Here is a 24,868-nt window from a genome sequence, read left to right as displayed (position 1 = left end):
AGGTTGCCTAGTGGAACCTTGCTAAAGTTAAACCTTCAGCACAGATTACTTCGCTGCAGTGCCATAAACACACAATCAGTGCCGACAACCCCATTTCATACAAAAAAGCCCCACCGAACTAAGCTCTGCGGGGCTTACCTGAATACCATCAATAGCTATCTAAACAGGACTTTTTCCTGATTAAACCAGTACACGCAAAAGGCGATCAGGGCGCCAGCGATCAAAACAGTAGAGCCAAAAATCGCAAACAACGACACATAATCCATAGTGCCTTTAATCAGCTCTTTGATGGCCAGCGCCACATTGGTTATGGGCACCCAGGCCCAGCCGCCTTTGAGGTCTACACCGGGCATCATGGCCATCACAATCGGCAAAATAGCCACCATAATCAGGCTGCCCATATAGCTTTGCGCTTCTTTAAAACTGCGGGCATAGATAGACAAGCTGAGCAACAAAGCAGCAAAAATAGCAGCAATAGGTGCCAGCATCAGGAACATCAGAATGAAATCCAGCACGCTGATGGCACTCATAAACTCACCCACCACTTTAATGGCCATACCCTGACTAAGTACCACACCCCACACCGCCATACTCAATATGGTCATCAGGGCACAAGTCACACCAGCAAAGGCAATAGTCAGGAATTTACCCAGTACCAGTTTATATCGTTCAGTGGGCGAGATAAGCAGGGTTTCCAGAGTGCCCCGTTCTTTCTCTCCTGCGCCCATATCGGTGGCCGGGTACATAGCGCCCTGCAAACAAAGCAAAAACAAAATATAAGGCAGGAAACCACCGATTTTCTCACCCCAGTTCTCGCGGCTGTCAGCCACATCTTCTTTTTCAATAACCACGGGTTTGAGCAAACCCGCTTGCTGCAAATCACTTAGTGCCAAGGCATCAAAGGCTTGACGGCGCTTATCCTCAATCTGACTATCAATCAGTTCCTTAATCCGGGATTGCACCATATTCAGACCTGCATCATTCAGCACCAACACCAAAGTGGCCTGGCCGCCTTCCAACACAGGCTGGTCATAGTTGCTCGGTACCTTAAGGGCAAAGTCGATGGTTTCATCACGGATCAGCTGTTTAAAGTCTGCATCCGCCGCCACCTCAACCCGTTCAAACTTGTCGCTGGCCTCAGCAAGTGAAGCGCTGAGTCCCGGGGCATATTCACTGCCCACAATGGCGTACTTCAACACTTTGGTCTCGGCGTCTTTCACCGCCTTGCTGGCAAAAAAGCCGAAGGCACCAAAAATCAGCGGAAACAACAACAAAGGTAAGGCAATCATAAAAAACAAGGTTTTACGGTCGCGTAACAGCTCCAGTAATTCTTTTTTAAATACCAACCACATTATGCTGCTCCTTTTATCGTGGTCAGGAACGACTCGTGCATTGAGCCGGCAGACAAAGCTTTAAAGTCCTGCAAAGAACCATCAAAACAGGTACGGCCTTTGTCAATCACCGTCACCTTGTCACAAAGTTCATCTACTTCATCCAGGTGGTGAGTAGAGAAGATAACCGGTGTGCCTTGCGCCTTGAGGCGGCGAATAAAATCCAGCACGGTTTGGGTAGCCATAATGTCCAGGCCAGTGGTTGGCTCATCCAGGATTACCACCTCAGGTTGGTGGATCACCGCCCTGGCAATAGAGGTTTTCTGTTTCATGCCAGTGGAAAAACTCTCACTGCGTCTGTCCAGAAAACTCTGCATATCCAGAAGGTTGGCCAGCTCATCGATTCGGTACTTAAGGTCTGACTCACTGACACCATGTAATCTACCGAAATATTCGATATTCTCACGGCCGGTCAAACGCCCGTAAAGGCCGGTGGAACCGGATAGAAAACCTATTTTACGCCGCGCAATCAAAGGTTCAGCCAGAATATCCACCCCATTTATACTGACACTGCCGGCAGTGGGCTTAATAGCGGTAGACAACATGCGTAAGGTGGTGGTTTTACCTGCTCCATTAGGCCCAAGCAAACCTAATACCTGGCCTTTATCGCAGTTAAAATTCACATCCTCTACGGAATGAAAAAAACGTCCCTTCAGCCTGGGGTCTTGCTTTTCCTGATCACTGAGCTTTTTAACATTCTCGACCACAAACTTTTTGGCCAGCCCCTTAATTTCAATCATACTTATCTGTGCTCCTTCCCTCTTCAGTGCTTATTATTCTGAATGTAACTAGAAATCAGCTACACAGAACCAATAGTCTGGCAAGGTAGAATTTAATAACAGATTTTTTTCATTTTCTTTTGGGCATGAAGTAATTCTGGTTAGCATAGAACGCGGCGTGCTCATTGTCCGGCCACCAGCCAGGCACGCCTAACAGAGGCAAAGGCCACAACGCTCCCCGTTCACCTAGGCAGTTTTGTTGTTCCAGACGCTCAACCAGTTTTTCATCAACATAAGCGAGCTGCTGCTTGTTGTCCCAGGAAAAATAGTCTTTTGGCACCTGGATTCCCAGCCACTTGCCGGTCAATCCAATATAAGGCTTGAGCAACATTTCATAGTTGGCATGGCCAAATACCAGCGCCTGAACACGAGTTCCCCAATCACTGCGGCGATCAACAAATGCCGCGTGCCACTCATGCTGTTTGAGAAGGTTAGGGATCTCTTCGGTTGAGTAAATCATCAACACCCCACATTCATCAAAATGAGTAATACGATTGCGCCTAGGTGTACGTTGATTGGAACCAACCGCATTAATATCCGTCATATGTAGGCGATTCAGTGCGCTTTTACTGCGCGGAAATTGCTTCCAGATCAGAGCATTAAACAGGTCGTGCCAATTTTGAGGGCGGGTAGGCACCTGCTCATAGGTATGGATAAAAGACTCATAACAAAGCGTTTGCTCATCCAGCATCTGCTGCGACACAAAGCGCACAGGCAAGGATGCGTCCGCATTTAACCAATTGAAATCCGGCCAGGTTTTGATGCAGCACAAAGCATATAGATCGTCTAACCAAGAGAATGGTGGGCGTAAAAATGCGTCTGAGGACCATTCTTGCGGAAGGTGCTGGGTAAAACGTCTGGTAGTGGTCGTATTTTTCTTACCGCTGGTCGCAAAATGAGCGGATTTTGGGCGTATGTCCAACATGGGCTGACTGGTCTTGATCCAGGGATTTACCTATACTTGGGCCGGATTTTACGTGATGCAAAACGAGATGATAATGAAAAAAAACCTATTGGCTGTAGCTATTGCACCACTTTTTATGGCGCTTGGTTGTACATCTACCTCAACGACGACGAATAATTTTTCACAAGCCTATGACAGCATTACCGCTGCCGAACTGGCCCAACATACCAAAACCCTGGCCTCTGACGAATTTGAAGGACGTTTGCCTACCACTATTGGCGAAGAGAAAACCGTTGACTATCTGGTCAGTGAATTTAAACGTTTGGGCCTCAAGCCCGGCAACGGCGACAGCTACCTGCAGCCGGTTAATTTGCTGGAAATTACTGCTGACCCCAACGTTAGCCTGAAGTTAGGCAGCCAGACCCTGAAATACAAAGAAAACATGGTAGTCGCTACCAAGCGTGAGCAGGAAACCGTGTCTTTGGACAACTCCGAACTGGTGTTTGTTGGTTATGGCGTCAATGCACCTGAATACGACTGGAACGACTATGCGGGCCTGGATGTAAAAGGTAAAACCGTAGTGATCCTGGTCAACGACCCCGGTTTTGAAAATCCGGATAGCGGCAAGTTCCAGGGTAAAACCATGACCTATTATGGACGCTGGACCTATAAGTACGAAGAGGCCAGTCGCCAGGGCGCCGCTGGCGCCTTGATTATCCACGAAACAGAGCCAGCCTCTTACGGCTGGTCTGTAGTGGGTAACAGCTGGAGCGGCCCACAATACAGTTTGGCCAGCGCCGATGGTAATGCCGGTCGCGTCGCCGTAGAAGGTTGGATCGATCTGGATGCCGCCAAGAAACTATTTGCCGAAGCCGGTATGGACTTCGCTGACATGAAAGCCAAGGCTCAACAAGGCCCTATTGCTCAGCCTTTAGGTGTGACCACGTCAGTGACAGTTAACAGCACCCTGAAACGTTCAACCAGTAACAATGTTATCGCTACCCTACCCGGTCGCACTCATGCTGATGAGCATGTAATTTACACTGCGCACTGGGATCACCTGGGCAAAGACGAAAGCCTCAATGGCGATCATATTTATAACGGTGCCCACGATAACGCCACAGGTACCGCCGCATTATTGGAAATGGCGGAAGCCTTTACCACACTCCAACAAGCACCAGAGCGTTCCATTACCTTCCTGGCGGTTACCGCTGAGGAGCAAGGTCTGCTGGGCTCGGCCTACTATGCTGAACACCCGGTTATTCCGCTAAACAAAACTGTGGCTAACCTGAATATGGATGCCATGAACATTTTGGGGCGAACCAAGGATGTGGCTGTTGTAGGTAAAGGCAAATCCGAATTGGAAAACTATCTGGATAAGGCCGCTAAAGACCAGGAACGTTATCTAACCCAGGAAGACAGGCCCGAAGCTGGCTACTATTACCGCTCTGATCACTTCAGCCTAGCCAAAAAAGGGGTACCGGCCCTGTATGCCAAAGGGGGCATTGACAGTTGGGATGAAGACACTGCGCAATACCGTAAACGCACACAGGTGATTACCCGTGGTTGCTACCATCAGGTGTGTGATCAGTTCCGTGAAAGCTGGAACTTTGGTGGTGTTGAGCAAGACACGCGTATGTTCTTTGCAGTGGGTTTTGACATCGCCGACAGCCGGGATTGGCCTAAGTGGTTACCCACCAGCGAATTCCAGCGTAAAAACTAACCAGAGTACGCCGGTTGTGCTAACAACCGGCCTATTATACCCAGGACATGGCATGAGGCCGCTGTCTCCTTTAACGATGGACTGTCACAACCGACATTGAGGTAGTTGTCGTGATCCTCGAAAAACTCAAGGCACGAATCAGACGGCGATTTCTTGTGGATTTGCTGTTTGTTGTTCTATCTACCCTTATCGTGTTTGTTCTGATGGGGAACGTCGACATGCTGGAGATGATTTACCATGCATCACGCCAGCATGAAGCCTGGGAATTGGATGAACTAGTCCCCAGCGGCGTCTACTTAATTATGGCGCTGTGTTTTTACTCTTTTCGCCGCTGGCACGACGTGCAAATCCTTTCGCGCCTGAGTGAGGAACAATCCCTTCGCCACAGCATTACCGGCTATCCGAACCGCCGGGCATTGGATAGATTATTGCTTGGAAAGCTGCGAAACACTGACTTCCCCCTGACCTTGTTAATGATTGATGCCTTGGGACTACGACAAGCCACCATGAACTATGGCCTGTCTATGGGAGATGAACTACAGGAAAAAATCATGCAGCAAGTCAGCGCCCAGCTCCAACATAATGAGCTAACCGGACACTGGAGTAGTGAACAATTAATGGTCTTCGCTCCTGCTATTTCAGATGACAGGCGCAGAGAACTAAAACAAGCCATTAGCAATCTGCATATTAGCCTAACGCCCGATGCCCCTGCAGATATCCACTTTATCTGTGTCAGCGTGGTAGTTGAAAGCCTGGAAAGGTTGCAGTTGGGGTTAGAACAATTGGAAGATGCACTATACCTGTCCCATGCCAGATATATCCGGGAGAACTGATGCTTTTCGACAAAAAAAGGCGCCGGCTAACCGGCGCCTTTTTGTTTTTTATTTCAGGTCAAACCTGTCGGCGTTCATCACCTTGGTCCAGACTTTGACAAAGTCGCGAACAAATTTCTCGCGGTTGTCATCCTGGGCATACACCTCAGCGTAAGCACGCAGAATTGAGTTAGAACCGAATACCAGGTCAACCCGGGTTGCTGTCCATTTCACTTCACCGCTGCTACGCAGCTTGATGTCATAGGAATTACGCCCCGTAGGTACCCAACGGTAATCCATATCGGTCAGGTTGACGAAAAAGTCGTTACTCAGCACCCCAACCCTGTCAGTGAATACACCATGAGTTGTGCCGCCAAAGTTAGTGCCCAGCACCCGCATGCCACCTATCAGCGCCGTCATCTCATGCGCCGTCAGGCCCATCAACTGTGCACGATCCAGCATCATTTCCTCTGGTTGTACCGAATAATGCTGCTTCTGGTAGTTACGAAACGCGTCATGCAGTGGTTCTAGTACCGCGAAAGATTCCACATCGGTCATATCCTGTGTGGCATCACCACGGCCTGGCGCAAAAGGCACACTGATGTTAACTCCGGCGTCTCGCGCTGCCTTTTCAATGGCTGCACTGCCACCTAATACAATCAAATCGGCGATACTAACGGGTTTAGCAAAGCCACTTTGAATCTCTTCAAGTACATTCAGCACCTTCTCCAGCCTGGCCGGTTCGTTGCCATGCCAGTCCTTTTGCGGTGCCAGGCGGATCCTCGCACCGTTAGCACCGCCGCGATAGTCAGAGCCGCGGAAAGTGCGAGCACTGTCCCAGGCGGTCGCTACCAATTCACCGGTTGTCAGGCCACTGGACAAGATCTCGGCTTTAAGTGATTGTACATCCGCGTCAGTCAAAGTGTAGGTAACGGCTGGCACAGGATCCTGCCAAATTAAATCTTCAGCTGGTACTTCCGGGCCCAGATAGCGACTTTTAGGACCTAAATCACGGTGTGTCAGCTTAAACCAAGCCCGGGCAAACACTTCATTAAAGTAAGCAGGGTCGGCGCGGAATTTTTCCGAAATCTTGCGATACTCAGGATCCACTTTCAGCGCCATATCCGCGTCTGTCATCATGGGGTTGCAACGAATAGACGAATCTTCCACATCCACCGGCTTATCTTCATCGCGAATACTTACTGGCTCCCATTGCCAGGCACCTGCCGGGCTTTTTACCAGTTCCCACTCATGGTTGAACAGCATGTCAAAGTAGCCGTTGTCCCACTGAGTCGGATTGGTCGTCCAGGCGCCTTCAATACCGCTGGTGACAGTATCCCGCCCAACGCCACGAGATGTGTGGTTCATCCAGCCAAAGCCCTGTTCATGAATATCCGCGCCTTCGGGTGCTGGTCCCAGATTAGCCGCATCACCGTTACCGTGTGCTTTACCTACAGTATGACCGCCTGCTGTGAGAGCAACGGTTTCTTCATCATTCATGGCCATACGGGCAAAGGTTACACGCATATCCTGCGCGGTTTTCAGTGGATCAGGGTTGCCGTCCACACCTTCCGGATTCACATAAATAAGGCCCATCATCACCGCGGCCAGGGGATTCTCCAGATCGCGTTCACCACTGTAACGGCTGTTCTCACTACCGGATGGTGCCAGCCATTCTTTCTCAGACCCCCAATAGGTATCTTTTTCCGGATGCCAGATATCTTCACGTCCACCGGCAAAGCCGAAGGTTTTAAAGCCCATGGACTCATAGGCCACATTTCCGGCCAGAATAATCAGATCTGCCCAAGACAAACTGTTGCCGTACTTCCTCTTCACCGGCCACAGCAAACGTCTGGCCTTATCCAGGTTGCCGTTATCCGGCCAGCTGTTCAGCGGCGCAAAACGCTGGTTGCCGGTACCGCCACCACCTCGACCATCGGCAATTCGATAAGAGCCGGCAGCGTGCCAGGCCATACGGATCATCAAGCCACCATAGTGCCCCCAGTCAGCAGGCCACCAGTCTTTGCTGTCGGTCATCAGCGCATTTAAGTCAGCTTTCACCTTGGCTAAGTCCAGCTTGCTGAATGCTTCGGCATAATTGAAGTCCGCATCCATAGGATTTGTTTTGCGGTCATGCTGATGCAGAATGTCCAGATTCAGCGAGTTTGGCCACCAGGCCATGTTACTGCTGCCAGCGGCGGTATTACCACCATGCATAAATGGGCACTGGCCACCTGAAGACGGGTTATGTTTTTCCATGTCTGATTCCTCTTCGTATTGCAAAGTTCGATGAACAGCGTTCATCTCAGATAGATACACCTTAGCAGCGTCTCACCATCTTAAAAATCAGATTAATAAAGATAGGTTAATCTATTTTAAAGATTAAAGGGGTCTTATTGTTGTGACTGCCAAGCCCACAAGGGGTTCCGTTAAATTAACCCTGGCAAAAAACGCAAAAGACCTGACAAGTCGACAGGCCTTAAGTAAAGAGGAAAATAACCAGACTGTAAAATAACCCTAATTAAATAAAGGTTTATTAAGGCAGTTTTTTCTCTAGGCTAAAGATACCGCGCAGTTCACCTGCACTAAAGCCAGTTGCCATATCCTGAGGATAGAGAGAATCAAGTGCCACCTGCACTTCATCACTTAATTGACTACCATGACAAGCCAGACATAGTCCTTCCGTCACAATGGGTTTGGCAAAGCGAAATTGGCCACTTAGTACCTCGCTGGCTGTCAGCGATGCCGCCGATTGCCCCTCAGACAAGGCTTGCTGAAACACTTTTATCTGGGCCTGTTCCCAGTCATCTGGCTGATTGGCTGGGTTGCGCACTTTGTGGCTGGTACGCCCTAACATCCAGCCGTCCGTAGCATAGATATTGGCGATACGTGGCGCTTCATCCCTGCATACTTCGATACCTTTAACAAAACCACCGCTTTGTATGGCTTGCTGCAATGTGCCTTTTAGTTGTTTGGCAAACTGGCCTATTCGGGCGTTTGCTTCAGCCTGCAGTGCAGCTTCATCGAAAGCCTCCACCTCGCTTGCTGTCGTCTGAAATGTCATCAAAGACAACCCTGCCATGGCCACAACCGCTAGTCTTGGTATTAATTTTTGCATGCATGTTCCCCGAGCCTGTTAACTGCCTTAGTATAAGATATCACCCAAGGCAGTCTATAAGACCATCAGATAACGGAGTGGATTATGGCGGAACAGCATGAATTTTCTGTCTCTTTGACCTTACTGCAAGGTTATAAATTTGAAGTGGACTTTGGCGAATTTGGCCAGCTCTTCAGCGATGAACCCGCCCCTCTTGGCGAGGGTGACGGCCCCAATCCTTCGCGCTTGCTTGCCGCTTCGGTAGCAAATTGCCTGGCGGCCAGTTTGATGTTCGCTATTCGTAAGTTTAAGGAAGAGCCAGGTAAGGTATCGGCGACAGTAAATGGCGCTTTGGAACGTCACGACGGCAGATGGCGAATCGGCAAACTGGATGTGCAGTTGCAGTTGGGCAATTCAGCTCAGCATCTCCCCCATTTAGAAAGGGCTTTAGCACAGTTTGAAGACTTCTGTGTCGTCACCCAAAGTGTGCGTCAAGGTATCGAAGTAAGCGTCAGTGTCACGGATAGTGATGGAACCCTATTAAAACAGGCTTAACTAGAGACTGACCAACAGGGAGCAACACGCTCCCCCGCCTTATTTTGTCCATTGCACGACGTTTATGCCTTTATAAGAAAGTTTATTACAGAATCATCTTGCATTTTCCGCTGAGACTGGCACAGTCGGGGGGACGAAAGCTTTGTTTCAGAAAAAGACAGCTTTCGGCAAAAGTTTTTTACTAACGCCCTGTTTTTTCACGTTTTAGTAACAAAACCGGCAAAACGGAAGTTTGCTGCCAGGGCCAGGATGTGCCCAAAATCTGCCGTTTCAAGTGGAACGGCACCAATCTGTTTAACCAGGAGAGACCTCTTTTTATGTGCGGTATATTCGGTATTCTCGACATCAAGACGGATGTCACCGAGCTACGCTCCAAGTCACTGGAGCTTTCCAAGTTATTGCGCCATCGCGGCCCAGACTGGTCAGGGATTTGGAATAATAATAATGCCATCCTCTGCCATGAACGTCTGGCTATCGTTGACCTTGATAATGGTGCCCAACCGCTCATCTCAAATAATAATCAGCAGATCCTGGCCGTAAACGGTGAAATTTATAACCACAAGCAGTTGGAAGCGGGTTTAGAAACGCCTTACGCGTTTAAAACCAAGTCTGACTGTGAGGTGATCCTGCCTTTGTATCAACAAAAGGGCGTGGACTTTATCGACGACCTGCAAGGTATGTTCGCCTTTATTCTGTATGACGAAGCGCAAGACGCGTACCTCATCGCCCGTGACCATATCGGTATTATTCCGCTTTACACCGGCTTTGATGAGCACGGCAACTTCTACGTTGCCTCTGAGATGAAAGCTTTGACGCCGGTTTGTAAAACCATCAAGGAATTCCCTCCGGGCCACTATTTGTGGAGCAAAACCGGTGAGCTGACCAAGTACTATCAGCGTGACTGGATGGACTATGAAAATGTTAAAGACAACACCACCAGTCTGGAAGATCTGAAAAACGCTTTTGAAAAATCAGTGAAAAGCCACCTGATGTCAGACGTACCTTATGCGGTACTGCTGTCCGGCGGTCTGGACTCGTCATTGGTATCGGCCATTGCCGCCAAGTATGCTGCCAAGCGCGTGGAAGATGACGACCAAACGCAAGCCTGGTGGCCTCGTCTGCACTCCTTCGCCGTAGGCCTGGAAGGCGCGCCGGATCTGGTCGCAGCCCGCAAGGTGGCCGATATGATTGGTACCGTGCACCACGAAATTCATTTCACCATTCAGGAAGGTTTGGATGCCATCAAAGATGTTATCTACCACCTGGAAACCTACGATGTAACTACCATTCGTGCTGCCACGCCAATGAGCCTGATGTCACGTAAGATCAAGGCCATGGGTATCAAGATGGTACTGTCTGGTGAAGGCTCGGATGAGATCTTCGGCGGTTATCTGTACTTCCATAAGGCTCCAAACGCCAAAGAGCTGCACGAAGAGACCGTTCGTAAGCTTGAACGTCTGCATATGTTCGACTGCTTACGTGCTAACAAGTCTACTTCTGCCTGGGGTGTGGAAGCCCGCGTACCTTTCCTGGATAAGGAATTTATGGATGTGGCCATGCGCCTGAATCCAAAAGATAAAATGTGCGGCAACGGCAAGATGGAAAAACACGTACTGCGCGCGGCCTTTGATAATGGCGAGTACCTGCCTGCCGAAGTATTGTGGCGTCAGAAAGAACAGTTCAGTGACGGCGTAGGCTATTCCTGGATTGATTCGGTTAAAGATTTTGCCGCCAGCCAGGTCACTGACAAGCAGATGCAGACCGCCGCTTTCCGTTTCCCGGTAAACACACCGGATACCAAAGAAGGCTATCTGTTCCGCACTATCTTTGAAAGCTTCTTCCCGCAGGAAAGTGCGGCACGCTGTGTACCTAGCGGCAAGTCCATTGCCTGCTCCACAGTAGAAGCCCTGGCCTGGGATGAAAGCTTTACCAGCAATGCTGACCCATCCGGTCGTGCCATGCGCGGTGTACATAGCGACGCCCTCGCTAAGTAATTCGCCCATCACTTCCCAAAGCCCGCCTCGCGCGGGCTTTTATGTTCATGGATGAACGGTATGACGACGTTGTAGGGAACATTCGTCGTCGATGTTCATGGATGAAAGGCAGAAAAGCTGTTCCCGACGTTTTCTGCACTTCCACCATCCGTGGCGGTTGTATGCCACGGTGGCATGGATGCCAAAAAGTGGCAATGTCCAGGGATGGATGGACTAAAAAACCACTCTGCCAGCAACCTTCACTCCAAAACCCTATTGATTGTCTTATATCAAGGTTACTGACCGATAAGTCATTGGCAACCAGCGTCTGTGGCGTTTAAGCTGAACAAAACGCTTTATACGGAAAGACCATGCGCACCGCTTTTGTCATCTCCCATTTGCTAATGGCTATGGCCATATTGTTGCTGGCCCAAACCTGGAGCTGGATGGTCTGGTTACTAATTCCCTTGGCGATTACCTTTGCCATAGGCCTGCGCGATATGCTGCAAACTGAGCACAGCATTCGTCGCAACTACCCGTTAATTGGCCGGGGTCGCTGGCTGATGGAAAGCTTCCGCCCCTTTGCCCGTCAGTATCTGATTGAGTCTGATCTGGACGGCACCCCAATTAACCGCATGTTTCGTAGCATTGTTTACCAGCGCGCCAAGGGCGATCTGGATACCCTGCCCTATGGCACCAAAATCAACACCTATGAAAGTGGCTACGAATGGATCAGTCATTCCATTGCCGCGCGCAATATTCATGAACTGGACTGTTCTCCGCGCATAAAAATCGGCGGTAAAGACTGCCTACAGCCTTATTCCGCCAGTTTACTGAACATTTCCGCCATGAGCTTTGGGGCACTAAGTAACAACGCCGTCAGGGCGTTAAATAAAGGCGCCAAAATCGGTGGTTTTTATCATAACACCGGTGAGGGCGGCATCTCCGACTACCACTTGGAACATGGCGGCGATCTGGTTTGGCAAATTGGTACAGGCTACTTTGGCTGTCGCGACGGTGAAGGTAAATTCTGCGCCGATACATTTGCCGAAAAGGCCAACCAATCCAGCGTCAAAATGATTGAAATCAAGCTGAGCCAGGGCGCAAAACCCGGTCACGGCGGCATTCTACCAGCCAGTAAGAATACCGATGAAATTGCCCGTATTCGCCATGTTCAAGCGCATAGCGATGTGATTTCCCCGTCGGCACACACCGCTTTTTCCACCCCTATCGAAATGATGCATTTTATTCGCGTGTTGCGGGAGCGTTCAGGTGGTAAACCTGTTGGTTTCAAGCTGTGTATTGGCCGCCAGAGTGAGTTTATCGGCTTGTGTAAAGCTATGGTACAAACCGGTATTCAGCCGGATTTTATCACCGTGGATGGCGGTGAAGGCGGCACGGGAGCTGCGCCGCTTGAGTACAGCAACTCTGTGGGTATGCCGCTGCGTGATGCCATTGCCTTTGTGGAAGATTGCCTGATTGGTTTTAACCTGCGCGAAGACATCCGCATTATCGCCTCGGGTAAGGTGTTTTCTGCCTTCCATCTGGTGCGCAATCTGGCCCTGGGCGCTGATCTTTGCAATAGCGCCCGCGGCATGATGCTGGCACTCGGCTGCGTGCACTCTTTGGAATGTAATACCAACCGCTGCCCTACCGGCATTACCACGCAGAATCCTAAACTGGTGAAAGGGCTGGATGTGCAGGACAAAGGCCAAAGAGTAGCGCGTTTTCATAAGGAAACCGTGCACGCTGCGGTGGATATTGCCTCTTCTGCAGGGCTTACCAGCCCCTCTATGGTTAACCGCAGTCATGTACAGCGACGTATTGACCAGCAGCGCGTAGCCAGGCTGGATGAGCTATTCCCTTACCCTACGGCCGGTTCGTTTTTACAAACGCCCTATCCCTCCAGCTACCGGCCCTATATACAGGAAGCCAGCAGCGAGCACTTTATGCCCGACAACTACCTCTGCCACCGCTGTTAACCGGGAAATTCAGGATTACCTACATAGGCTAATCCAACCTTAACGGCGACAAGCAAAGCTGACAGTACGCCTATCTGGCTCAGCGAGACAGGCTGGGCCAATTCAGGTCTTTTAGGTATAATTCGCTCCCTCTCCCTGTAAAGGCATACCCGGGCTTGATAAAGCCTCTGGGCGTCGCCATTTACAGGCCATTGCGATTTGATTGGAGCCTTTAATGGAAACCCGTTTTGATGAACTGCTGGAGTTCCCCTGCTACCAAACCTTTAAAGTGCTGGGTGTTGCTCATGAACGCCTGCCCGAAGACGTGGTAGCCTGCCTGCAGCAACTGGCCCCGGATGACTATAGTCCCAGTATCCGTCCCAGCACTAAGGGCAATTACCATTCGGTATCTATTGATGTGCGCGTGATCAGCAAGGAGCATATGGAATCCGTTTATATCGAACTGGGTAAGCTGGAACTGGTTCGCGTGGTGCTGTAAACCGTGAGTGAACAACCGCTAATTATCCGCCAACTGGGCAGACAAGATTACGCCCCGATTTGGCACGCCATGCAGGAATTTACCGACCAGCGCAGCGCCGACACCCCAGATGAAATCTGGTTGGTGGAGCATAACCCGGTGTTTACCCAAGGCCAGGCTGGCAAAGAAGAGCATGTGCTGGCCCCCGGTGATATTCCGGTGGTTAAAGTAGACCGCGGCGGTCAGGTTACCTACCACGGTCCTGGTCAGCAGATGATGTATATTCTACTGAATATTAAGCGCCTGAAAGTGGGTGTACGGGAGCTGGTCACCGCCCTTGAGCAGTGTGTGGTAGACATGCTCAAACCTTATGGCATCGACGCTTACCCCAAGGCCGACGCTCCTGGCGTATACGTGGACGGGCGTAAAATCTGCTCGGTAGGTCTGCGTATTCGCAAAGGTTGCTCATTTCATGGTCTGGCGCTAAATATCAATATGGATCTGTCGCCTTTTCAGCGTATAAATCCATGCGGCTATGCCGGGCTGGAAATGATACACTCCGCCCAACTCGGCGGGCCCGACAACCTGCCAGAAGCGGGCAAGCTATTAAGCCAGGCATTTTGCCGACTTATTCATATCGAACAGACTGACTATCGGGAAGGTTTTGATGACTAAAGCAGTACGTGTCGAAGCAGGGGTAAAACTGCGCGACGAAGACAAGATGAAACATATTCCTGTCACCATCATCCCCACCGAACGGGAACAGATGCTGCGTAAACCCGACTGGATCAAAATCAAGCTGCCCTCCAGTACCGAAGGTATCGATCGCATTAAAAACATTATGCGTAAGAACAACCTGCACTCGGTGTGTGAAGAGGCCAGCTGCCCTAACCTGTCTGAGTGTTTTACCCACGGCACTGCCACTTTTATGATCCTCGGCGATATTTGTACCCGCCGTTGCCCGTTCTGCGATGTGGCCCATGGTAAGCCGCTACCGCCGAGCGCCGAAGAGCCGGAAAAGCTGGCCACTACGATTGCCGAAATGAAGCTGAAATACGTGGTGATCACCTCGGTAGACCGTGACGATCTGCGTGACGGTGGCGCCCAGCATTTTGTCGACTGTATTAATGCCATTCGCAAACACAGTCCCAGCACCAAAATTGAAGTGTTGGTGCCGGACTTCCGCGGCCGTATGGATACCGCGTTGGAAATCTTTAAAAGCGGCGTACCGGATGTGTTTAACCACAACCTGGAAACCATCCCGCGTTTGTACCGTGAGTGCCGCCCTGGCGCTAACTACAAATGGTCACTGGAGCTGCTGCGTAAGTTTAAAGAGCAGCACCCAGAAATCATGACCAAATCGGGTCTGATGATGGGGATGGGTGAAAACCAGCAGGAAATGGCCGAAGTGCTAAAAGACCTGCGTGAACATAAGGTGGATATGCTGACCCTGGGCCAGTATCTGCAACCCAGTCGTCACCACTATCCAGTGAAACGTTATGTCCATCCGGATGAGTTCGACTCCCTGCGTGACACCGCCTACGAGCTAGGCTTTAGCCACGCCGCCTGCGGCCCTATGGTACGTTCAAGCTACCATGCCGACCGCCAGGCTGCCGGGGAAGAAGTTAAATAAATCGTTAGGTGTGAGGGGTTAGGTGCTAGGCGCTTAGCCCCTTTTGATTTTACTGTATAATCAGTTTCCTATGTTGTTTCAATAACATTCTTGTTTTTGTAAGACGCCAGTCCACTCGATTATCCTGCCAGTTGCCCTTCGGGGGGCGTCAGTAATTGCAGATCGTCTGCAAACCATAAAGTGTTTAATAAATCAGCGACGAGCGATAACATGGCAATATTATCGTGCGCAGATTCTGCGGTAACCTATTCAGGCTGCTCAAGGTTTTTATGAACATTGCCATCACAACATCGCTTAAGTTAATGGCGCTTCTTGCGCTTCTGTATCTGCCACTTTGCCCGGTAATAGCTCAGCCTCAGGTTCCTGAAACAGACATCGATAGTTTGTTTGCCAGTTACACTGACAACACTCCCGGAGTAGCAGTGGTCATCGTCAGGAACGGAGAGGTGATTTTCCGCAGAGGCTATGGTCTGGCAAACTTAGAATATGGTATTCCGATAACTCCCCAAACGGTGTTTAATGTTGGATCCGTTTCTAAACAATTCACGGCTTTTGCGATCTATCTGCTGGCAGAGCAAGGAAAACTCTCGCTCGACGACGATATTCGCCGCTACCTGCCTGAACTACCCAAGTTTGGTAAGCCCATCACGATTAAACACCTCTGTTACCACACCAGTGGCTTGAAAGAACCACTGGCTTTGCTGAGCTTCGCCGGCTGGCGAATGGACGACTACATCAGTACAGCACATGTGCTTCAGCTACTGAGCCGACAAACTGCTTTGAATTTTGAGAGTGGCAGCGCTTTTCGTTACTCTAATGCTAACTACGTTTTACTTGCTGAAATTGTGGCACGGGTTTCGGGGGAATCCTTTGCCGATTTTACGCGAAAAAATATTTTTGAGCCGCTTGGCATGCAGCAATCTCAATTTTATGACGACAATGAAAGGCTGATAAAAAATCGCGCCTATTCGTATGATTTTGAAGATGGCAAGTTTAAAAAAGAAAAACTAAATGCCGCTTATGTTGGCTCAACGGCCCTTTATACCACCGCAGAAGACCTAGCAAAATGGAACGCCAATTTTCAGAAACCAAAGATCGGCAACCCGGCGTTGTTGCAAAAATTTAATGCACTTGCCACCCTCGACGACGGTACCCCTGCCCTGCTGTCCAAAGATATGAACATTCAACATGCTAAGGGACAGTTCTACCGGAACTATCGTGGTATTGAAACTTACATTCATACGGGAGGAGATGCTTTCTTCCGATCCTTTTTCGGGCGATTTCCACAGGAAGATTTAAGCATCATAGTATTAAGCAATAGCCCCCATTTTGTCGCCTTCCCGATGGGAATGAAGCTATTAGAAATCCTCGTGGCTGACAAGATGCTCCCTCTTCACGAAGAGGCGGCCACTATTCCGACGCCCCCGGCAACGAAATCCGAAGCAGTGGCTGAAACAGACCTAGCTCAATACCAAGGGCATTTTTACAGCACTGAATTAAATTCAACCTTTGAGGTGCAACTAAAAGGGGCACAGCTTTGGCTCAGACACTTCCGTCTGGAAGAAATCCCTCTTGAGCCACTACCAGAGAAAGGTAGCTTCAGCGGCCGCAATTACTACCCTTTTTCGCTGCACTTCCGCCAGAATGAGCAGGGGCAAGTACAAGAAATGGAAGTTCAGGATTTTCGCGGGGAAAAACTGATTTTTGAGAAACATTAATTGGCAACTGGTCATGCTGACTTCATATTGAAGGACCGAGGTTCGTATTTGAGCCTTCTGTTTATCATGTAGGCATTCAGTAAGCGAGGCGCTGACGATGCACAAATTATTCAATACAAGCCTCCAAAAATGCAACAAAACCCTTTAAACACAACAATTTATAAAAATATAAAAATTTACAAATTAATCTAACTGCCACACTAGAACGGGTTTTGGAAGCTGAAGTCATACAAAGCAAGCAGCGGGCATGGAATATCAATGAACCTGACCCCGTTGATCATCCCGATCCCCAAGTTAGAGGGATTCACGAATGTCCTCAAGTATGAACATCTGTGACCATTCATGGCGTTTGTTCCATGGATAATCTCCTCGGAACGCCGCTAGGTAATGCCCCTCCAAATACCGAGCCTCTTCGCCACTGACTGTCGGAATGCACCGAAACCACACTCGTGTCTTGATAAGTTCGACATTGTCGTTGTGACTCTTTCGGAAATGCTGGCTAAGTCTATCTCTGAGGCTCTGATCGGCGGCTGAGCCAAGGTACTTTGGAGAGAACTCGCTCTGTGTCTTCACGCCAAGCTCATAGATTCCTGGAGAGTTCGGCGCTCGTGCATAAAAAGTCAACCTCTGTGGCGGTGTTGCATCCTTCCAAGAGAGATGTTCAATCGACTTCTTGCTCATCACGTTCTCCTTCCCTCTAACGCCCGCGTTTGGGGCTGGTTTGGAGCGCAGCGGAAAACCAGTCCGACAACATGCGCTTGTTAACTTTGTTGCCCAACGGGCATACCCAGCAGAATCATTTCAAATGTATATTCTGTTCCACAGTGATCACATTTTAACTTATAGCCGTCTTCTATTTTGGGATCAACGAAGTCAGGTTAATTGCTATTCAGGAAAACAAAGTTTCAACAACTCTGACCCTGACCGATCCAAACCCTATCTGATCTATAAAAAACAAAAATCTTCGGGTAGTGCAACTCTTGCTTGGCCGCAAGAAGCTAGAGAGCACTGTCCGCTACTTAGGTATTGAAGTGGACGACGCTTTGGAAATATCGGAATCTATTGAAGTCTAGGCTGTACGGGGCTGTCTGTGCAGCCCCAGTGTACGTGAAGCAGACATTTTATCTTTCCCATAAAAACACAGAATATGTTTTTTCAGTTGAAAAGGTTGTTACTATGTGATCTCAGTAATAACCTGTTAGCTCTTATGGACAGATCGAATAAGGAATATTATGACCGCTTTTGCTTTAGGACTATTGGCAGTATCAGGTTGTCTGTTTGGCGCATCTTCCCTGCAAACAGTCAAGGATATAGGCTTTTCAATTGTAGGCTTATCCATCGATCAGGTGTGCGGGTATCTAGGTTTCATATTATTCATAATTGGAATTGCGCTGATATTTTCAAGATGGGCTTTATGGGTGTTCTTGTTTTTGTACAGCCGCTTAATAGATGCTCTTCCAGATTTTTTAGATCCTATTTATATGGCTAGGCCTGCATCCAGCATGGAGTTAAAGTTTATTTTCAATATGGGTGAGGATCTATTTGAAGGAGGCGTGTCTTCAGTTAATCAAATGAAAGCTTGGTATAAAATAAACCCCAATATCTTTTGGGTACTTAGGAGAAAGGGTGAAGGAAAGCGGGACCCTATAAGAGGATACTTCTGCATTATTCCCCTCAAGGCAGACGCAGTCAAACTTCTAAAAGAAGAACAAATTACAGGACAATCAATTACAACAACCCACATAAGCAAAGAGCGGAATCCAAAGTCTGTATATGTTGGTGCTATTGCGGCGAAAGGTTTTAAGTCTAAAGGTGCAGTTCTGCATAAAATGTTGAATCAAGTTGAAATACTTAAACAAAAAGGTACAAAAGACGTATTTACACGCCCCGTCACCGAAGACGGCATCAGATTAGTTAAGAAGTTTAATTTTTCCTGTGTCGGTTACGATGAAGGAGAGAAAGGTAAACTGCATCACCTTGATCTTTTATGCACATAGTTAAGAAGACGCTGTTGTCGCACAATTTTTCAACAGCGCTCCATTTGCCGCAAATCGCGGTATTAAACGTCTGTTCCTTGTCTTTTGATGCCCTTCAGTGCTCGCTGTTGGGCTGCTCCGTACGTAAAGCGGAATTTGGCATTACAAAAAGCCCACTTCTATCAACGAGCAAATTGCAGACATATCGGAAACTGTTTGATAATCTCATTTAAGGTCGAGTTTCGCCCCAAAGCGGACGAACCACGATACCCAATTGAATGAAGATTAGTGAGTGTGAAAAGGTGAGCTCAACGGCAAATTGGGTGGTTATGAAATCGAAGGAACATCATACAAGTGTTGTGATTAGATACTGTAAATATTTAAACAGAATCAAAGTTGTCCTTCTTGTGATTTTTGAATATACCCTAATGAGCATTATAAGTGATTTTGCAAATCAAAAATTAAAATACTTCAGCAACAACTTACTGATTAAAAAAAGTAAAACATACTAGTTAAGCAATTATTGACGGATAAATGCAAAATCTCGTTTAAGGAAATACGATGAGTAAAAAGGTTTTCATCAGTTATTCACATCGTGACGAAGATCACAGAGAAGATTTCGGTGATCATTTATCGATGATGCAAAGAAACGGTGTAATTGAATGTTGGCATGATAGGAAGATTCATGTCAGCGATGATTGGAAGAACGAGATTGACCAGAATTTAGAGTCTGCTGATATTATTATCTTTCTTGTAAGCCCGAGCTTTTTAGCGTCAGAATACTGTTTTGACGTTGAAGTCAAAAGAGCTATGGAGCGACAAAAAGAAGGTACAGCGCAGATTATTTCAATTGTGGTGCGACCTTGTGATTGGGAAGACTGTGAGTTTTCAAAATTCCAAGCTGCACCTAAGGATGCTAAACCAATAACAAGATGGGAAGATCGCGATGAGGCTTGGTTAAACGTCGTACAATCGATTAAAAAACATATCAATGAATTCAAACCTAAACTGGAAATACAAACCGGAATTGAGGTGTTAACAGGACCTTCACAAGAAAACCTAGAATGGTTATCAGATACTGAGATTGTCTTGACTCATAGAAGAGTAGATAGAGTGCTGCTGGAAGGTATATTCGTTGTACCTGATGTCGAACTTGAGAGCACGAATGACCTAGTCAATATTAAAAGTGCAAACTATATGTTAAACCATATGGGCCACTATCTTATTTCAGGTGAAGAACAACAGGGAAAAACGTCTTTACTCAAGTATATATATCGCAGTTCACTTAAGAAAGGTTACTTGCCCGTTTACATAAACGCACCTGAAGTTAAAAAAGCATCGGTTGAAGAAGAAATAAAGAAGCGTTTGGGGTCTCAATATGTAAACTTAGATTACGATACTTTTCTAAGTCACAAAGAAATTATGGTGCTAGTAGATAATATTGATGAAATTGGGCTTAATAAAAAATTCAAATCTGCATTTTTAGATCAATTAAACAAAATAACTCAATTCACATTTGTGACGTGCCATAGTTCGTATAGTTATATCAGTGGAGATATTCCGTCTCTTGATGAACATGAACGAGTTGAATTATTAGGATTAGGCAATAAAAAAAGAGAAGAACTTATACAAAAATGGATTTCGTTAGGCGTGGAAGAGAGCATTGAAGAAAAAGAACTTTATTCAAAATGTGACGAATTAAAGAATAATCTCAACACTGTAATTAAAAAAAATATAGTACCACCAAAACCAATCTATGTATTGATGCTTCTACAAATGTTTGAAGCCAATTCTAAACTTGATTTGGAACTAACTTCTTTCGGACACTGCTATCAGCAACTCATCTATCAATCATTTGACAATGCTAATATTAGTAAACAAGACTTTGACAAGTATTTGAATGTGCTTACCGAGTTGGCGTGGAAAATATTTACTAGCCAAGAAGAACTGAATTTATCCCAAATTGATATTTTTTTTAAAAAATATAACGAAGTTTATTTACCCGTCAAAAGAGAAAAAGTTTTAAAAAAGCTCATCGAACATGCAGTTTTAAGAGATAACGGTCTCACAGTTGGTTTTAAGTACCCTTATATTTATTACTTCTTTGTTGGAAAAAAAATAGCAGAGTCGTATAGCGAAAATTTAGAGACTAGAGACCAATTTGAAGAGCTATTAAAAAAACTCCACCGTGAAGACTTTGCCAACATACTAATCTTTATTACTCACCATACTAAAGAGCCTTGGGTCTTAAAAAACATTAAAACAGTTCTACAAACGCTTTTTGAGCAACAGGATGAGGCGAGGCTTGATAAAAAACAACTCTCTTTTATGGACGACTTTATGAAGTCTATTCCAGAACTCATAGTTGAACAGCGAGAAATTCAAAAAGAACGAGATGAACAAAATGAGAACCTTGACCGAATTGAAAGAAGTACGGAAATCGAGGAATCTGAACCACTGGACATTCTGGCAAGCATAAATAAAACATTCAAAGGGATGGAGGTCGCTGGACAGATAATAAGAAATAGACACGCTACGCTCACAAGACAAGCGATGGAAGATTTAGCGAAAGTCAGTGCCAGTGCTGGGCTACGTTTTTTAGATTATTTTATTAAAATAAACGATGCTGCAAAAAATGAAATCTTGAAGCTAATATCTGCACAGTTAGCAGAGCACCCAAATTTGTCCAATAAGGAAATAGAAAAAGAAGCTGAGAACGTATATCTGCATTTAACTTACGGAGTTATTAATGCTTTTACACGAAAAATTGCGTCTTCGATTGGCTCTAAAGATGCTTTAGAGGTATACAGACAAGTAGATAAGCGTGCTGGTACTCCAGCGTTTAACCTCATAAGACAAGCCATTGAACTTCAGTTCAATAAATCTATTGATATAGATCAGATATCAGAGTGTGTAAAAAGCCTTCATGGAAATGAGGTCTGCTTGCGAATTTTGAAAGAAATGATAATTCAACACATATATTTGTTTCCAGTTGATTATAAAGAAAAGCAACAGCTGTCTGAACTACTTTGTATATCTGTGCAAGGACAGCGATGGATGGATATGAAGAAAGCAGGCAAAGGTTAGTTAAATCAATGTGCTAAAAATAAGTATATTAATTAGTCCGCTCTGGGCGTGAGTCCGAAATAACAAACAAAGTCCTTGGTTACGGCACTCGCACTAATCGGAAATTCGAAAAGCTCAATTCCGAGTGTCCGCTATTTGTCTGAAGCAGACCACCGCCTACGCGATGGTGATGGTCAGGTTTTCGCTCTTTGCTGCAACTACGATACTGATCCAATCAACGAGTCGCATAAATCCAAACTCCCCCGATACAACCAAGGTAATTGGTCTACCTACACCGAAGGTCTGATTGTTCTGGTCGGCGTCACTTTCTAGACTGCCTTCTTTTTCTCAGAGGGCATGCTTTCATGACGGATAGCAGCAGTACGTCTTACCAATCAAGGCATAAACCCAGCAGTACATTTTCTTCCCGCGGCGACTACCTGGAACATGAACTGCAAATTATGGCGCCGCGTCGCTGGCGGCCCAATCTGCCCTTTCGCGACTACCGATTCGAATTTGAAGATTTAGTGCCAGCCATGGCCGCGACTATAGGCAAAATTGTTATGGTGGCGGCCGTGGTGGGGGCATTTGCCGGGCCACTGGGCTTATCGCAGGAATTTGTGATTGAGAATGCCCGTTTTGAAATGCTGATTGCCGCGATTTTGTTTGTGGTACTGATATCCGGCTTTCTAAACCCTAATGCTAACTTGGCAGGCACCCATGGCCCACTGATCCCTTTGATCCCCTTGATTGTTGCCTCTGGTGGCCATCCCATGGCGCTGGGGATCCTGATTGGGGTGTTCGGTTTTATTCTCGGTATAACCAAGGGCGGCAGTTTGCTGGCCAGGTTAACCAGTAACGGGGTATGTGGTGGGCTGCTGCTGTACCTCGGTTTTATTGGCATTACCGCGCAAATCACCAAGCTATACAGCTGGGCCGAAAGCTTCGATATGGCCTATATCGCCTTTGTGGTGATCCTGTGCACCATATTAATGTACGCCTGGCTTGAACATATCAAAATGCGCTGGCTGGCCATTCCACTGGGCGCTTGCTTGGCGGCGGTAATTGCCTTTGCCTTAGGCGCACCTTTTGAGTTCACCACCAGCCCCAGCATTCCTAATCTGTCTCCTGCCTACTGGTGGGGAGAAGATACGGGCTGGCAATTAGGCTTACCTGATCTACAAAGCTTTATTGCGGTGGCCCCTTTTGCGGTGCTGGCGGTAGCCATGTGGTCTCCGGATTTTCTTGGCCACCGGGTATTCCAGCAATTGAGCTATCCGAAAAAAACCGACAAAGTACTGATGAATATTGACGATACTATGCTGTCAGCTTCGACCAGACAAATTGTCGGCAGTACCTTAGGCGGTGGTAATCTGGCCTCATCCTGGGGAACCTACATAGTGCCGGCCGCCATTGCCCGTCGCCCTATCCCTGGCGGTGCCATTTTAACCGGCCTACTCTGTATTGTTGCTGCGCTGTGGGGTTACCCCATGGATCTGGCCGTATGGCCACCGGTACTAAGTGTTGCGCTGATTGTTGGGGTATTCTTGCCCTTGCTGGAAGCCGGTATGCAAATGACCCGAGAAGGTAAAACTACCCAATCGGCCGGTATCGTGATTTTCTCATCGGCGCTGGTTAACCCGGTATTCGGCTGGTCACTCACGGTGCTGCTGGATAATTTGGGCCTGATTGGCTGTAAAGAAAGAGGCAAAGAGCTCGGCCACGCCGGACGTTGGATTATTCCGGGTATTACCTTTGCTGTGCTTTGCGCCGTGATGGCCGCCATTGGCATGTTTCCGGGTATTCCGCCGCTTCTGGCATCTTTTGCTCACCCTTAGTTTTACTGATGCGCGGGCTTAGCGGCCTGCGCATTAAAGATAAGGGTGCTGTGCAAACCAATCCTGCAAAAATTTAATAAAGCGCTGTAGCCGGGGCGGCGTAAAGTGTCTCACCGGGTACAACGCATAAAGTGTCATCAGGGGTTTAGGCGCCTCGGTTAAAATCTCTACCACCTCACCACTTTGCAAAGCCGGGTAACTGATAAAGCGGGGAATAAAGCCTACGCCCATACCCTGCTTGATCATATCCAGCAAAAACACCGAGCTGTTGGCCTTCATATTGCCACTGATAGCCACACCGTCAGCCCCCACCGGCCAGTGATTTTTATGCCGAAAATAACTGTATTCAAAGCATTGGTGGTGGCTCAAGTCATCCGGCTTAAGGATGGGGGGATGAGCGGCAAGATACGCAGGGGCAGCACAAATGCTGTAACTGAATTGGGTAATAGTTTTACCAACGTAACTAGAGTCGAAGGCCTGACTGGCTACCCTAAGGCCCAGGTCAAAGTTATGTTCGAGCAGATCCTGCGCCTGGTCACTGAACTGGATATCCAGCTCTATATGCGGGTAGCGGCGCATAAACTCGGCAAATGCCGGGGCCAATGCAGTTAACCCCAAGGCCATCGCCGCATTGATGCGCAGGCGGCCTTTAGGCTCTTGCTGCTGCTCCTGAATATGAGCTTCGCTGTCTTCCACTTGGCGCAGAATCTCCCGGCAGCGCACAAGATAATCTTCCCCTAGCTGGGTTAGCTGCAAACGGCGGGTGGAGCGCTGCAATAACCTCGCTCCCAAACTGTCCTCCAGGCTACTGATTTGCTTGCTTATCATGGACTTACTGCTGGCACTTTGTTCCGCGACCCGCGAAAAACTGCCCAGCTCTGCCACGCGCACAAAAAGCTGCATGGCCTTTAACTTATCCATATTGTTTCCATACAGGAAAAAGAGTTATCACATTGTAGCCATA

General features: G+C 47.7%; 19 protein-coding genes. 12 read left to right on the top strand and 7 right to left on the bottom strand.

Annotation, left to right across the window (positions count from 1 at the left end; all coding sequences use genetic code 11):
* Nucleotides 1-155: 155 nt before the first annotated feature.
* The 3 genes from J0A65_RS09415 to J0A65_RS09405 all read right to left on the bottom strand — a co-directional run bounded on the left by J0A65_RS09415 (nucleotide 156) and on the right by J0A65_RS09405 (nucleotide 3,095).
* On the bottom strand, nucleotides 156-1,352 hold the full coding sequence (locus J0A65_RS09415; RefSeq protein ID WP_206593919.1) for an ABC transporter permease: 1,197 nt from the start codon (nucleotides 1,350-1,352) through the stop codon (nucleotides 156-158).
* Entirely contained in the window at nucleotides 1,352-2,131 is a 780-nt protein-coding gene (locus J0A65_RS09410; RefSeq protein WP_206593918.1) for an ATP-binding cassette domain-containing protein, read from the bottom strand. Before J0A65_RS09410 ends, J0A65_RS09415 begins: the two co-directional genes overlap by 1 nt.
* A gap of 109 nt (nucleotides 2,132-2,240) precedes the next feature.
* Nucleotides 2,241-3,095: a DUF3025 domain-containing protein gene (locus J0A65_RS09405; RefSeq protein ID WP_206593917.1), complete on the bottom strand. Its 855-nt coding sequence runs from the start codon at nucleotides 3,093-3,095 to the stop codon at nucleotides 2,241-2,243.
* A 73-nt stretch (nucleotides 3,096-3,168) separates the two neighbouring features.
* Between J0A65_RS09405 and J0A65_RS09400 the strand changes: the two genes are divergently transcribed.
* Both J0A65_RS09400 and J0A65_RS09395 read left to right on the top strand, forming a co-directional pair.
* Nucleotides 3,169-4,797 carry a M28 family metallopeptidase gene (locus J0A65_RS09400; RefSeq protein WP_416135305.1) on the top strand — a complete coding sequence of 543 codons (1,629 nt, stop codon included), beginning with the start codon at nucleotides 3,169-3,171 and terminating at the stop codon, nucleotides 4,795-4,797.
* 155 nt (nucleotides 4,798-4,952) lie between these two features.
* The gene (locus J0A65_RS09395; RefSeq protein WP_206593915.1) at nucleotides 4,953-5,630 is read left to right on the top strand and encodes a diguanylate cyclase domain-containing protein; all 678 of its coding nucleotides are present in this window, start codon (nucleotides 4,953-4,955) and stop codon (nucleotides 5,628-5,630) included.
* Nucleotides 5,631-5,678: 48 nt separating this feature from the next.
* Here J0A65_RS09395 and katG read toward each other — a convergent pair whose 3' ends face one another.
* Both katG and J0A65_RS09385 read right to left on the bottom strand, forming a co-directional pair.
* Complete coding sequence (katG, locus tag J0A65_RS09390) at nucleotides 5,679-7,868, bottom strand: catalase/peroxidase HPI (RefSeq protein ID WP_206593914.1); 2,190 nt, start codon at nucleotides 7,866-7,868, stop codon at nucleotides 5,679-5,681.
* 277 nt (nucleotides 7,869-8,145) lie between these two features.
* Entirely contained in the window at nucleotides 8,146-8,727 is a 582-nt protein-coding gene (locus J0A65_RS09385) for a Tll0287-like domain-containing protein (protein ID WP_206593913.1), read from the bottom strand.
* Nucleotides 8,728-8,811: 84 nt separating this feature from the next.
* Here J0A65_RS09385 and J0A65_RS09380 point away from each other — a divergent pair, with 84 nt between their 5' ends.
* The 7 genes from J0A65_RS09380 to J0A65_RS09350 all read left to right on the top strand — a co-directional run bounded on the left by J0A65_RS09380 (nucleotide 8,812) and on the right by J0A65_RS09350 (nucleotide 17,024).
* The gene (locus J0A65_RS09380) at nucleotides 8,812-9,261 is read left to right on the top strand and encodes an OsmC family protein (protein ID WP_206593912.1); all 450 of its coding nucleotides are present in this window, start codon (nucleotides 8,812-8,814) and stop codon (nucleotides 9,259-9,261) included.
* A 317-nt stretch (nucleotides 9,262-9,578) separates the two neighbouring features.
* A complete protein-coding gene (gene asnB, locus J0A65_RS09375; protein ID WP_206593911.1) occupies nucleotides 9,579-11,255 on the top strand; it encodes an asparagine synthase B in 1,677 nt (558 codons plus the stop codon).
* Between the two features lie 350 nt (nucleotides 11,256-11,605).
* Nucleotides 11,606-13,216, top strand: coding sequence for an FMN-binding glutamate synthase family protein (locus J0A65_RS09370; RefSeq protein WP_206593910.1), 1,611 nt, complete (start codon nucleotides 11,606-11,608; stop codon nucleotides 13,214-13,216).
* A 214-nt stretch (nucleotides 13,217-13,430) separates the two neighbouring features.
* Entirely contained in the window at nucleotides 13,431-13,694 is a 264-nt protein-coding gene (ybeD, locus tag J0A65_RS09365) for a DUF493 family protein YbeD (RefSeq protein WP_206593909.1), read from the top strand.
* Nucleotides 13,695-13,763: 69 nt separating this feature from the next.
* On the top strand, nucleotides 13,764-14,348 hold the full coding sequence (gene lipB / locus J0A65_RS09360) for a lipoyl(octanoyl) transferase LipB (RefSeq protein ID WP_232849851.1): 585 nt from the start codon (nucleotides 13,764-13,766) through the stop codon (nucleotides 14,346-14,348).
* Complete coding sequence (gene lipA, locus J0A65_RS09355; RefSeq protein ID WP_206593907.1) at nucleotides 14,341-15,306, top strand: lipoyl synthase; 966 nt, start codon at nucleotides 14,341-14,343, stop codon at nucleotides 15,304-15,306. The genes lipB and lipA overlap by 8 nt, the downstream gene beginning before the upstream one ends.
* Before the next feature lie 269 nt (nucleotides 15,307-15,575).
* Nucleotides 15,576-17,024 carry a serine hydrolase domain-containing protein gene (locus J0A65_RS09350; RefSeq protein WP_206593906.1) on the top strand — a complete coding sequence of 483 codons (1,449 nt, stop codon included), beginning with the start codon at nucleotides 15,576-15,578 and terminating at the stop codon, nucleotides 17,022-17,024.
* 294 nt (nucleotides 17,025-17,318) lie between these two features.
* Here the strand turns inward: J0A65_RS09350 and J0A65_RS09345 are convergent, their stop codons facing one another.
* Complete coding sequence (locus J0A65_RS09345) at nucleotides 17,319-17,705, bottom strand: hypothetical protein (protein ID WP_206593905.1); 387 nt, start codon at nucleotides 17,703-17,705, stop codon at nucleotides 17,319-17,321.
* 551 nt (nucleotides 17,706-18,256) lie between these two features.
* Between J0A65_RS09345 and J0A65_RS09335 the strand changes: the two genes are divergently transcribed.
* From J0A65_RS09335 to J0A65_RS09325, 3 genes are all read left to right on the top strand, one after another.
* A complete protein-coding gene (locus J0A65_RS09335; protein ID WP_206593904.1) occupies nucleotides 18,257-19,021 on the top strand; it encodes a hypothetical protein in 765 nt (254 codons plus the stop codon).
* Nucleotides 19,022-19,561: 540 nt separating this feature from the next.
* Nucleotides 19,562-22,087 carry a TIR domain-containing protein gene (locus J0A65_RS09330; RefSeq protein ID WP_206593903.1) on the top strand — a complete coding sequence of 842 codons (2,526 nt, stop codon included), beginning with the start codon at nucleotides 19,562-19,564 and terminating at the stop codon, nucleotides 22,085-22,087.
* Between the two features lie 344 nt (nucleotides 22,088-22,431).
* The gene (locus J0A65_RS09325; RefSeq protein ID WP_206593902.1) at nucleotides 22,432-23,904 is read left to right on the top strand and encodes a DUF3360 family protein; all 1,473 of its coding nucleotides are present in this window, start codon (nucleotides 22,432-22,434) and stop codon (nucleotides 23,902-23,904) included.
* Between the two features lie 33 nt (nucleotides 23,905-23,937).
* Here the strand turns inward: J0A65_RS09325 and J0A65_RS09320 are convergent, their stop codons facing one another.
* The gene (locus J0A65_RS09320) at nucleotides 23,938-24,825 is read right to left on the bottom strand and encodes a LysR family transcriptional regulator (protein ID WP_206593901.1); all 888 of its coding nucleotides are present in this window, start codon (nucleotides 24,823-24,825) and stop codon (nucleotides 23,938-23,940) included.
* Nucleotides 24,826-24,868: the final 43 nt, after the last annotated feature.

Origin of the sequence: Bowmanella yangjiangensis (assembly GCF_017255015.1) — a bacterium.
Classification (GTDB): Bacteria; Pseudomonadota; Gammaproteobacteria; order Enterobacterales; family Alteromonadaceae; genus Bowmanella; species Bowmanella yangjiangensis.
Note: the sequence above shows the minus strand (reverse complement) of the source record. Positions and strands in the feature narration are given on the sequence as shown.